This is a genomic window from Bacillus atrophaeus, assembly GCF_039519175.1.
Classification (GTDB): domain Bacteria; phylum Bacillota; class Bacilli; order Bacillales; family Bacillaceae; genus Bacillus; species Bacillus atrophaeus.
In genome coordinates this window covers 2,135,015-2,147,271 of record NZ_CP154443.1, presented here as the reverse complement: position 1 = coordinate 2,147,271, position 12,257 = coordinate 2,135,015, and the positions used below count along the sequence as shown (strand labels likewise).

General features: G+C 50.4%; 8 protein-coding genes and 1 pseudogene. All 9 read right to left on the bottom strand.

Annotated elements, in window-relative coordinates:
* Nucleotides 1-91 precede the first annotated feature (91 nt).
* The 9 genes and pseudogenes from AAHT65_RS10800 to AAHT65_RS10760 all read right to left on the bottom strand — a co-directional run bounded on the left by AAHT65_RS10800 (nucleotide 92) and on the right by AAHT65_RS10760 (nucleotide 12,242).
* Complete coding sequence (locus AAHT65_RS10800; RefSeq protein WP_343310222.1) at nucleotides 92-2,665, bottom strand: hypothetical protein; 2,574 nt, start codon at nucleotides 2,663-2,665, stop codon at nucleotides 92-94.
* Nucleotides 2,666-2,711: 46 nt separating this feature from the next.
* Nucleotides 2,712-4,703, bottom strand: a pseudogene (locus AAHT65_RS10795) (beta-galactosidase).
* Between the two features lie 6 nt (nucleotides 4,704-4,709).
* On the bottom strand, nucleotides 4,710-5,363 hold the full coding sequence (locus AAHT65_RS10790) for a rhamnogalacturonan acetylesterase (protein ID WP_061671044.1): 654 nt from the start codon (nucleotides 5,361-5,363) through the stop codon (nucleotides 4,710-4,712).
* Nucleotides 5,364-5,366: 3 nt separating this feature from the next.
* Nucleotides 5,367-6,377: an L-glyceraldehyde 3-phosphate reductase gene (gene mgrA, locus AAHT65_RS10785; protein ID WP_343310221.1), complete on the bottom strand. Its 1,011-nt coding sequence runs from the start codon at nucleotides 6,375-6,377 to the stop codon at nucleotides 5,367-5,369.
* A gap of 10 nt (nucleotides 6,378-6,387) precedes the next feature.
* A complete protein-coding gene (locus AAHT65_RS10780) occupies nucleotides 6,388-8,226 on the bottom strand; it encodes a rhamnogalacturonan lyase (RefSeq protein ID WP_343310220.1) in 1,839 nt (612 codons plus the stop codon).
* A 53-nt stretch (nucleotides 8,227-8,279) separates the two neighbouring features.
* Entirely contained in the window at nucleotides 8,280-10,148 is a 1,869-nt protein-coding gene (locus tag AAHT65_RS10775; protein WP_343311531.1) for a rhamnogalacturonan lyase, read from the bottom strand.
* 120 nt (nucleotides 10,149-10,268) lie between these two features.
* A complete protein-coding gene (locus tag AAHT65_RS10770) occupies nucleotides 10,269-10,895 on the bottom strand; it encodes a YesL family protein (RefSeq protein WP_088116700.1) in 627 nt (208 codons plus the stop codon).
* A complete protein-coding gene (locus tag AAHT65_RS10765; protein ID WP_088116699.1) occupies nucleotides 10,892-11,554 on the bottom strand; it encodes a DUF1961 family protein in 663 nt (220 codons plus the stop codon). Before AAHT65_RS10765 ends, AAHT65_RS10770 begins: the two co-directional genes overlap by 4 nt.
* Nucleotides 11,547-12,242: a rhamnogalacturonan acetylesterase gene (locus AAHT65_RS10760; protein WP_088116698.1), complete on the bottom strand. Its 696-nt coding sequence runs from the start codon at nucleotides 12,240-12,242 to the stop codon at nucleotides 11,547-11,549. The genes AAHT65_RS10765 and AAHT65_RS10760 overlap by 8 nt, the downstream gene beginning before the upstream one ends.
* Nucleotides 12,243-12,257: the final 15 nt, after the last annotated feature.

The following is a 12,257-nucleotide window of genomic DNA, read 5'->3' as shown; positions in this document are numbered from 1 at the left end:
GATTTTCCCTTTGCCTATTCAATATAAAGCGCTTACATAAAATCTTGCAATCTTCATTTTTTGCTCCCTTTATCCTATGATTTTCTGTCTGTTATCCTTTTTTGCCGGGTTTCTCTTTTCTTGCAGGCAGGTCATCTCCGATCAATTCCAGTGCCGCCATGACATTTAAACACCATTGAGATACGGTGTTCGTCGTCACCCAAGGGAGCTCCTCAAGCTGTGTCCATGTGGTGATCTGAGATGGTTGGATCGGCAGCGGGGTATGGCTCATTCGGTGATCAAGCAAAAGATTCCATGCTTTGGCCGCCAGCTGTTTGTCTTGTTTTTTTCTTGCAGCGTAGGCTGTCATCGAGGCGGCGAACATCGGCCAATGAAAATGCCCGTCATGGAGCGCGCCTCCGCTTTTTTGCCGTTTTTCTTCATCTGTCAGTGTGTAAAATTCACCGAATTCACTCAGCATTTCCTCCCATTCCGCATCATCAAGAAGCTCGGCCAGCTCCATCCAGACTTGCGGCGCGCCGAACGCGATAATCATGTGATAGCCGCCAGCCGTGCCGTCGCCCATATGATGAAGCATGGAGGCCGCCGGATCGTACTCGAATGTCGGGCCGGATAATAAACGGAGCGGCAGGCGTTTCAGACAGCTGATGCCTGTGGTGATTTTTTTCAAATAATCAGGATTTCCCGTTCGTTCCCATTCCGCGAGCCAGTTGGAGCAAAAAGCCGCCCAATCCGGTCCTGTTCTGACGTGGGTCGGATGCTCTCCTTTCGAATAAAATTCTCTCATCGGATCTGTTTTTACGAGCGCAAAGTCCGCATCTTTCACTTCTGTCAGTACATCTCCCATACGCTCATCGCCTGTCAGAAAGTAATACCATTTATAAAGCCCCGCCATGCTGATTCTCGCTTCCTTGCAGCCGCAGCCCCAATGGACGACGTTATGCCTTGATCCCAGTCCCGCATAGTCACCGAGATGAAAGCAGTCTGTCTCGCTTGTGTGGCGGGTCATAGCTTCGGCCATTCGGAAAATGTCTTCTCTTCCCGAGCGAAAAAACGCCTGCCACAGCCATAAAGTAGGAACAAGCTCGTTGTTTTGCCACGCGTATCCGCCAAGATCATACCGCCACATGTGCCGGATCGGATCATACGTGTGCATCACATCCCCGTAGTTCCAGAAACCGTACCATTTGCGCTGCTCCACTTCTTGTTTGTAAAACATAAAAGCGGCGTTGAGCTGTTCTTCCAGCTCTTTTTTCAACGGATTGGCCGTGTTTTGTAAGCTCCAGACGCCAAGCGCCCGTGAACTGTGATAATGCTCCGGTTCACACACGAGCAGCGGCGGAGACTGCCATTGGTCGGTTAACCGATTCAGCTCAGCATCCGCAGGCGTTTGTGAAAAGCAAGCCAGATTTATCTCATTTGTATTTGCGATTCCGGTCGGATCTGACCTCATTTCCGCAAATCCTTCATAAGCGCTGACAACGTGAGTACCTTCTGAATAATGACGGAAATCCATTGCTTCGGCGTCCGGCGGCCACAGCCAGACGGTCATTTTTGTATCGCTTCTGCATAGGCCGCTGATTTCCAGTGCTGAAGGGTATTTTTCAAAAAAGTGCCGCAGCCCGGCCGCCATGCCGCCGTTCTCGCCGCCCGCATAAAAAAGCCCCTTAGACCGTTTTCCGTGCAATATGTTCACCCACGCAAAGTCCTTTCCGGTCCGTTTACACAGACTGTAATGATCAGAGGAATTCTGAACGAGCTTCACATCATTCCAGACCGCGTTCTGTCTTCCGTGGCAGAACAGTTTTTGGTGTTTTTCTTCAGAGGTAAGCGTTTCTCCGTTGATCTGCCGCTGATAAAGGGAGTTGTGTTCATTGAATGCACGCGTCGCAAACAACTGGGCCGGTTCTTTATAAATACCGGTGTCTCCTGCAAAACGAAAATGGCGGTTGTACGGTTCTCCCTGTAAAAACAGATCGAATTCCATACCGATTCCTTTCAAAAATTCCGATTTAAATTGACGGTCAATCAGCAGCGTGTGTTTGATGTTAACCTCGGAAACGCCCGCGTAAAAAGTCAGCCTGAGGATAAAAGGGAGCTGCTCTTCTTTTGTGCCACTATTCAGATGGACACCCTCCAGTTTAATAACTGCTTTAACAGGCCCGCTGGTTTCAACTGCTGCTTGTTTGATGAAACTGCCTGAGCTTTCATACTCATGGATCATTCTTTCTTCTGTCCCGCTTCTCGTTTCTTTTATCGCAGTCAGCCGCCCGCCCGCGGCAATTGTCTTTCCGTGAATGGCCAGTGATTGAAATATCTCCTGCCCCGATGTATGGATGGTGCATGTAAGCGGTCCGGTATCCGCCTTGATCACATCCGCTGACTCGTTTACAGTGACAGTTTGGTCGGGTGCCGCAGCTTCGCCTTTTTGCAGAACGTAACAGCAGTCCGCCTGTCCGCCGAACACGGCCGCATGCTTTGTCCATTTGACGCTCCCGTCCGGCCAATAGGCCGACGGTTCGCTTTGCGTACACAAGCTATTTCCCTGTGAATCCAAAAGTGTCAGTGACTCTCCTTTTTTTAAGCCCCCTTTTTTCCAAGGCACCCCCCAGGTCACTCCGCCCGCCATCGGGGGCTGTTTGCTCAGCCATTTCAGTTTCGCCATTTGTCCGCTCCTTCCATTTAAAAAAGCTGACTCCGTCAAGAATCAGCTATGGTCTGTCAAACTGAATGATTCGGTACTCATACTCGCCAACGGACAAACTTCCCGCTTCAACAGCAAGCGCTGACAGCATGTCAGTTCCCGCTTCCGGAAGTGTGACGCTCCCCCCTTTTCCATCCATATTCACGATCACCCATATCAAACCGCTGTCGCCTATTCTCGGCGCCACAATGGTTCCTGGGGTAACATTCGTTCGGAAGGTGAGACCGGCTTCTTTGGCATAATGAGCGATGAGCGCTTCAAGCATAGCCTCTCCGTCTTTTCCGGAAGGCGTTGATCCGAGCAAGACAATTTTGCCCGCCCCGTGCTTTTGTTCCGTCAAAAAAGCCTTGCCTGAGGCCGGGCCCTTTTCAATGGTGCCGACGGTTTCTCCTGAATTTGCGTCAAAAACCGCGCTCCATAAGCCAAGCGGCGCACAAACACCAAATGCTCTTCCGTAATCGGTGTCTTCATCCATAGGGAAGGTGAAAAGCGTTTTGATACCCGCCGTTTTTTCAAGTTCGCCCAGCGCGCAATCCGTATGGATTGTATGCTCTTTTGTACGTCCGCCCGTCATCGGTCCCGCGATCCAAATCCCTCCCGCTTCGGCAAACGCTGAAGCTTTTTTGATATAGTCGGAAGAAAGGTAAGGCACATACGGTGTGAAAAGCAGCTTGTAACCGTCTAGCGGGTGGTGTTCGGGAATCACATCACGATGAATGCCGGCTTTCAGAATCCGTTCGTAAAAAGAGGTAACCAAAGAGCGATGATTCAGTTCTCGATGAGGCTCCGTTCTGAAAAACGCTTTCGCTCTGTCGGAGTATGTCATCGCTGCTTCCGCCTGTGCCGGCACGGTCGAAATGATGAACGGCTCGATTTCCTTCCTTGCCCGCTCAACGTCAAGCACGTTCTTATAGCCGATCGTTTTCTCTCCCCAAGCGCTGAGAACAGATCCGTGAGGAATCTCGCTGCCTGAACGCTGCTGTCTCCACAGCCAATAGCAAAACGCTTCGCCGCCTAACGCGTAAGAAGATACTGCTTCCGCTTTTAAATAGCCGTCTGCGTGCGGCAAGGCGTAGCTTTCAAGCGATGCGGCGTAAGAAGGGCTTGTTTCCAATATCCAGAAGGGCCGGTCTTTTTTGAAATGTTACCACAAATCACAATTGAATAAGAACGCGGAGGCGTTTTCCTGTGTAGCGTACGTATCGAATGACGCGACATCGAGGCCCTGAAACAGCCGTTCATTGTCAACACTGAACATGACGGTGCTGTTATGGGAAATCGGCGCATCTGAATAGATTCTGATGATCCTTGCCTGCTCATCAGCAAATGCAGCAATCTTTTCCATAGAAAACAGCTGATACATCGTGCGCAGAGAAGCGTGGTGCAAAAATGGGGCCGGGCCCGGCTGCGGCACTTGTTCGAACGATTGATACGTTTCGCTCCACACATCCGTCCCCCACGCTTCATTCAAACGATCAATCATACCGTAGCGATTTTTGAGCCATTCATGCCACAGCCCCAAACATGTTTCACACATGCATTCTCCCACATGGCATTTGAACTCATTATCGAGCTGCCAGCCGATCACGCCGGGCAGCCTTCCCAATTCTTTTGCGAGACTTGTCGTGATCAGGGCTGCTTTTTTTCTAAAATAAGGGTGATTGGTGCAAGCGTGCTGACGCGATCCGTGCCCCATGATCGCTCCGCTTTCATTCACATACATTCGCTCTGGGCGGCCATGCGAGAGCCAAATGGGCGGTGTCGGCGTCGGTGTGCACATGATGGTTTCGATACCGTTTTCATACAGACGGCAGATGATTTCTTTAAAAAAATTGACATTTATATTTCCTTCTTCAGGCTCCATGACAGACCAGGCGAACTCGCCGATTCGAACGACGTTAATGCCTGTTTCACGCATAATGGTAATGTCCTGCTGAATCGTTTCCTCATCCCATAGTTCCGGATAATAGCACGCGCCGTGGTATAGCTTTTTTGCCATGTCATCTCATCCTTTTTTTAAAGTTGATTCCGTTAAGGGAAGGCCCAGTTCTTTAATGCCTTCTGCAACAAGTTTCGCTATCTCGTTTGCGCCAGTTTTGGTGAAGTGCGTGTAATCATTGACCCCTTCTGACACCATAAAGTAGGAATAGACCGTTTCCTCGCCTTGTGCTGTAAAGAAGGCCAGGCTTTTCTCCATTAAATCAATCAGCCGTACGTTCTCCTCAGCAGCCGTTTGTTTCATCGCGATGCAGTAATCAGGGAAATCATTTAAAAATACGCCATTTTGATAATGGAACCGGGCCACCGGTGTGATCAGAAGCGGGTGGGCGCCTTTTTCCCGCGCGCCTGTGACATATTGCTTCAGGTATTGTTTATAAGTTGTATATGGTTCTGTGTAGCGTTCCGGCTTATCCTTGGATGCGTCATTATGGCCCATTTGGACAAACAGCCAATCGTCCGGTTCAATGATATCCAAGATAGCTTGAAGTCTTCCTTCCTCTACAAACGTTTTCGAGCTTCTGCCGCCGATCGCTTTGTTGATCACCTGAATGTGATCCGGCACATGTCCGCCGAGAAATTGACCCCAGCCTCCTTGATTCGTGCTTTGGCCGTATGTCTGAACAGTGGAATCACCGGCAAGATAAATATGATTTGGCATCAATCATTCCTCCTTAATGGTTTCATTTAAAATCGCTTCAATAGCGGCAAGCTCTTCATCTGAAAAAGGCAGTGACCGGAGCATGCGGACATTTTCTTCAATATGGCGGACTTGGCTTGCCCCGATCAGCACCGAAGTCAAACGAGGATCTTTCAAAAGCCATGCGAGTGCCATTTGCGGGAGTGTCTGTCCCCGTTTTTCCGCTATTTCGTTCAGCTTTTGCGCCCGGCGGACAATTCTTTCTGTCACGTGGTCTGATTGTAAGAAAGGGCTATTCGCATCTTTTGCTCTGGAGCCGCTTGGTATGCCCGATACGTATTTTGTTGTTAGGAGCCCTTGGGCAAGCGGCGCAAAAGCGATACAGCCGACTCCTTTTTTCTCCAGCACATCAAGCAGGCCGTTTTCCGGCTCCCTGTTGAGCATGGAGTACTGCGGCTGATGAATGGCCAGCCGGCCCCCTGCCTGTTGCAGAAGATCTGCGGCTCGTTCTGTTTCATCCGGACTGTAGTTTGACAGACCGATGTACAAGGCTTTCCCCTGCCGGATAAAGCCTGCCAGTGTCTCCATCGTCTCCTCCAGCGGCGTCTTGGGGTCCGGGCGGTGCGAATAAAAAATATCCACGTAATCAAGCCCCATCCGTTTCAAGCTTTGATCAAGGCTTGCCGTTACGTGTTTTTTTGAACCGCCGTCTCCGTACGGCCCCGCCCACATGGGATAGCCTGCTTTTGTACTGATGATAAGCTCATCGCGATACGGCGCAAAATCTGTTCTCAGCATCCGCCCCATCGTTTCTTCAGCAGACCCGGGCGGCGGCCCGTAATTGTTGGCCAAATCAAAGTGGACAATGCCTGCATCAAAAGCAGCTCTGAACATAGAGCGGGCGTGTTCAAACGGATGAACACCGCCGAAATGGTGCCACAGGCCGAGCGAAACGGCCGGCAGCTTTAAACCGGAATGTCCCGCTTTGTTATACGTCATTTTGTCAAAGCGTTCAGCCGTTGCTTCATAGACCATACTCCCCCTCCTAAAGCGGCATTTCTGCTTTGTTGCCCGCCAGATATATGGCAGGCTTCGGCGGCTTTTTCATTCCCGTGCCGAGATAGTAGCCTGTGTGCGGCGGCTGATTATAAGCTGTGTTCTGCCAGGCAATCCCGAGTCTGTACACCGGGTCGTGCATCAGTGTATAAAGGCGGCGGCGTGTGATGTCGGTCGTTGTATAGATGCGGAGCGCATCACTTTCTTCCGTTCTCCAAATGACTTCTTCCCGCCAGTCCCCGAACAGGTTAGCTTGGAGTACCGGGTTTCCTTTTGTTCCATTGTTGGACAGCACTCCCTCCGGCTGAAAAACCGTCTTGAGACATCGGTTTTCAGCATCCCATTTATCAATTTTCGGCCGGCCGATCGTTCCATTCCAGTCGTGATCCAGCAGCTCTCGCACCAAGTCGCCGTCCCACCAGATAGCAAAGTTGGCTGATGCGGGCGCTTTGTCACTGACCTTTTCTCCTTTACTGGTGTACAGGCCATATGAAATTCCCTCGTTCCCCGGCGGGTCGATGCCCCAAACGAGCGAGCCTTCATACTGAGGGTCAATGTGGGCCGCCATGCCTCTCCCCACGTCTGTGCCGGCATGGACTCCCCACAATATATCGCCGGTGCCGGCATCCCGGAAGGACAATCCATACGGCGAATAATGATCCTCATGCACTTGAAAAACCTCCAGCCCTTTGCGAGAGGGATCAAGATTGCCGACATGCATCGCATCACCGTGTCCAAGCCCCGTTGTATACAGACCGGTGCCGTCATGATCGACAGCCATGGCGCCGTAAATGATTTCATCCTTCCCGTCACCGTCCACATCCGCCACGCTTAAGCTATGGTTCCCCTGCCCGGCGTACCGTTCATGTCCCGGTTCATCCGAATCAAATATCCACCGTTTTTCCAGCCTGCCGTTTCTGAAATTGTATGCGGCAAGAACCGTTCTCGTATAATAGCCGCGTGCCATCACAAGGCTCGGCCGCTCACCGTCGAGATAAGCGATTCCCGCCAAAAAACGGTCCATCCGGTTTCCATATTCGTCCCCCCAATCCTCAAGTGTGCCGCGGGGCGGATCATAATCAACGGTAGAGAGCGCTTCACCGGTTTCTCCCTTAAACACAGTCAAATATTCGGGGCCAGATAAGATTCTGCCTTGTTCGTTCCTGAAATCAGCATCTTCATTTCCGATAATATTCCCTATCCCGTCTGTTGTTCCGTCCGCTGTTTTCATCGCGATTTCGGCCTTCCCGTCCCCGTCAAGGTCATACACCATGAATTGGGTGTAATGGGCGCCTGCTCTGATGTTTTTTCCGAGATTGATTCTCCATAAAAATGTGCCGTCCAGTTTATACGCATCAATCAATACCTCGCCTGTATAGCCGTTATGGGCGTTGTCTTTTGAATTTGACGGGTCCCATTTTAAGATGATTTCGTATTCACCGTCACCGTCCACATCCCCGACACTGGCATCGTTCGCGCTGTAGGTGTAAGGCTGTCCGTCCGGCGTGGTGCCGCCTTCCGGTTTTTTGAGCGGAATCGTAAGGAACCGTTCCGGCCAGACCGCGGCTTTCGGTGTACGGCTGATTTCAAAGCCCTTTTTCACAATCGATACACGATAAACAGAAGCTAACGTTCCCTCCGGGTCAAGAAAATTGGTGCTCCCTGTGATCGGCTTTTTACTCACCCGCTGCCCATTCCTGTAAAGATGAAAAGCTGTATCCTCATCATCGGTGCCGAGAAAACGCCAGCTGACAAAGACGCCTCCTTCGGTTTTCACAGCGATGAGACCTCTTGTCAGATATTCCATCTGTCTCTTTTTTTGTTTCATTTGATTGGAACGGGCGTGGGAAACGCCCGTTCCTTCCCCCCTTTCATTCCGCTTTAGGGCGTGTACATGTTTGGCTTTTCCGGTGAAGCCATCCCGTTTCCTAAAAAGAAGCTTGTATGAGGCGGCTGATTGTAGGCGACATTCTGCCAAGCGATTCCGAGACGGTAAACGGAATCATGCATCAGTGTATACACACGGTGCTCCGTGATATCTGTCGTTGTATATATCCGAAGTTCGCTGCTGTCTTCATTCCGCCATACAGCTTCCTCCCTCCAGTCGCCAAGCAAATCCGCCTGAAGACTCGGTGTCGCTTTTGTGGAATTATTGGAAGCGGCGCCCACGGCTGTTAACAATGTTTTTGATACGCCATTTTGGTAATCCCATTTATCTATCCTGTTACTGTCAAGCTGTTCTCGCAGGAGATCTCCGTCCCACCAGATCCCGAAGTTGGTCGATGAAGGAACAGTGCTTCCGATCTTCACGCCTTTTGCCGTGTAAAGCGAACCGTTTGCCCATACCTCCTGTCCCGGATAGCGCGGATCAATATCGGCGGCCATCCCCCGGCCTACATCTTTGCCGGCATGAACCCCCCATATGATTTTCCCTGTTGCCGCGTCTCGGAAGGATAAGCCATAAGGAGAGTTTTTATCTTCATGAACCTGAAACACTTCAAGGCCCGGACGGCTTGGATCGAGATCGCCCGTATGCAGCGCGTCCCCGTGCCCAAGTCCTGTGGAATACAGCCCTTTTCCGTCATGATCGACAGCCATTGAGCCATAAATGATTTCATCTTTTCCATCATTGTCGACATCCGCTATGCTTAGATTGTGGTTGCCCTGCCCGGCAAACGTTTCATTTCCCGACTTTGTTGAATCAAAAGTCCAAAGTTTTGACAGCTTTCCGTCTCTGAAGTTATAAGCGACAAGCATCGTTTTCGCATAATATCCTCTCGTCATAATCAGGCTCGGCCTTTGTCCGTCGAGGTACGCTACTCCAGCCAGAAAACGATCGACTCTGTTTCCGTAACTGTCGCCCCAATCGGAAACATTCCCTCTCGCCGGTTCAAATTTCGCAGTGACAAGCTCTTTTCCCGTATCCCCTTTGAACACGGTTACATATTCCGGCCCGGAAAGAATGCGCCCTTGCTCATTGCGATAGTCGGCATTTGCATCGCCAATCACTTTTCCTGTCCCGTCCTTCGTTCCGTCTGCTGTCTTCATAGCCACTTCCGCTTTACCGTCACCATCCAGGTCATATACCATAAATTGAGTATAATGCGCGCCCGCTCTGATGTTTTTTCCAAGCCCGATCCGCCACAGCAATGTCCCGTCAAGCTTATATGCGTCAATGAAAACTTCTCCGGTAAATCCGTCCTGAGAATTGTCTTTTGAATTGGATGGGTCCCACTTGAGAATCAGCTCGTATTCTCCGTCCCCATCCACATCACCTGCACTTGCATCATTGGCGCTGTAAGTGTACGATTCGCCTTTTGGCGTCTGGCCGCCGGCCGGCTTTCTCAGCGGAACAGAATGATACTGCTTTCCCCACACCGCCGCTTTTTCAGACGCTGCCTGCTCGGTTCCGTTTACAACGGCTTTCACCTGGTAAACAGCGCTCGTTGAACCGCCTTTATCCAAATAATTTGTGCTTGAGGCAATGGGTGAAGCGTTCAGTTTCTGCCCGTTTCTGTACACATTGAACGAAACAGAAGCATTCTCTGTGCCCAGAAGCCTCCAACTGATAAATACTCCGCTCTCTGTCTTTACAGCCACAAGCCCTCGGTTTAAAGCCTCCAGCTGTCTTGCCGCCCCCTCGGCCTTAGCCGGAAATACTGACGCACCGATCATCAATAACAGTGTCAATACAGTGAAAATGGACAACATGCTTTTCTTTTGCATACTCATCAGACAGCCCCTTCCCATTTGTTGTAAACGCTTACCCAAATTGGATTGTATGCGCTGGGCGCGCTGCCATCAATTGCACTTTTTTGCAAAAGAGGTATTGAGGGACTGAACTTTTTTGCGTTTTTATCACTTTTTTGTTTATGGAGCCTGATGGTGCTGCGCTTCCGTCTTTACAAACCCCCGATAAGCAAAAAACATCAGCACAAGTCCGAATAAACTGGGACCGTAAAAGGGGATCAACCCCGGAAGCGTATATAACAAATAAAGGACAAACGCACTCCCTAAAAGCATGCAGGCCGTGGTTAGCGGACGCATGACGCCGAACAAAACGGCTTGGAACAAATATTTCAATAAAGGCAGCTCGTAATGAACATAGAGGGGAAAGACATACATCAGCGCCACCATATAAATGAGACCGGCGATTAATGTACAGCTTGTAATCACAAACGACAGCCAGTCTGCACTCTGTGAAAAATAATGATAATTGGCAGCCAAAATAAATAACAGCGCCATAAATGTCAAACCAATCACATTTACTTTTAGAAATTCTTTTTTATACGCGCCAAGAAAGGCCGCAAAAACCGGCACATCCTTTTGCCCCATCAGCCATTTTCGGATCACGGCAAACATGGCGGCTGTGCTCGGCGCCCATCCAAAAACAATACCGCCCGCCAGTGTAAACAAAAGCCACAAGCCGTTCAGCCAAGCGATTTTCACAACAGCCTCGCAGCCTGCATAAAGAGCATCCGCCACATTTGTCTTCACCTTCTCACCGCTTGATGCACAGATAGATCATGATAAGCGGCTTTCATTGGCGCCATCTGCCGCAGCCCGATTTTCCCGCCGTGTAAGAGAGGGCCGTACGTTTTGCCGTCATCCCGCCATTCGAGAACGGTAAGGCCGTTGATTGAAAAATGTACGTAATCCTTCACTTTGACAAGCTTCATGCAATATGAAGAATCGGCATCCTCCGGCGAAGGCAGCGGATCGGCTCCCATGGCGACGAGATGGAAGCCCCGGCTTTTTCTTAAATTGCAGGTGCGAAACGCTCTTTCTTCCGCATACTTTCTGCGGAAGTAAGACAAGTGCAGCGCGTTAATGTCACCGGAATGGTACTCTTGATAGCTTCCTGTTCTTTTGTTCAAACCGCTGTCAAAGAGGTCCTCTCCTTTATCTCCCGCTGCCGCAAAAAACAGCATACAAAGGCCGGGCTGTTCGATCGGGTAAAAGTTCCATGTCACAACGATGCCGTCGGGAAATGTTTCCGGACACCATAAAACAAAATGCGCTCCGTCGTCTTCATGTGACAGATTCAACGAGCCGTTTTCAAAAGAACGCCTTCCGCCGCCCTCCATCCGCCAGTCTTTTACATCCTCAGGTGTGCGTAAAGGATTCCGGTACAGACAAACACCTTCCTTATACATCGCTGTTTTCCTCCATCCTCAAAAGGTGGCGGCTCAGCGTAAGCTTACATTCGGCGATGCCTTCTGCGACAAGCTTTGCCACCTCTAAGGCCCCTTCTTCCGAAAAATGCGTATTATCCTGAATGCCCTCAGGATAATTCGGGTGTTCATTCGGCTCAAACCAGACGAACAAACGCTTTGACTCTTCAACTCCATATGCTTCATAAAGTGCTTTTGTTTTCAATAACAGATCAATGACCGGCACATCTAATTCACTCGCCAAAGCTCTCATTGCTTCCGGATACTCGCCCAATGTATGCTCGATTCGCCCGTCCGCATCAAATCGGCGGCGCTGGACTGAGGTAACAAAAACAGGCACTGCCCCTTTGCCGCGCGCTGTTTCCGCAAATTGCCTGAGGTATTGCTGATACGTGGAATACGGCTCTGTGCCCCGCGGCTTCTGGTCATTGTGGCCGAATTGAACGAGCAAGTAATCTCCCAGTGAAATCTTCTCAGCAATCGCTTGCAGCCTGCCTTCCTCAACAAAAGAATTCGTACTCGCGCCTCCTTTCGCATGATTTTGCACCTTTACCTCCTGAGAAAACAATCGGCCCAAGACCTGCCCCCAGCCTGCCATCGGCGCTTCATGCGGCGGACAATCGCTCACTGTGGAATCTCCCGCTAAAAACACTTGAATCTGCTTTTCCATCGTTCATCCCTCTCC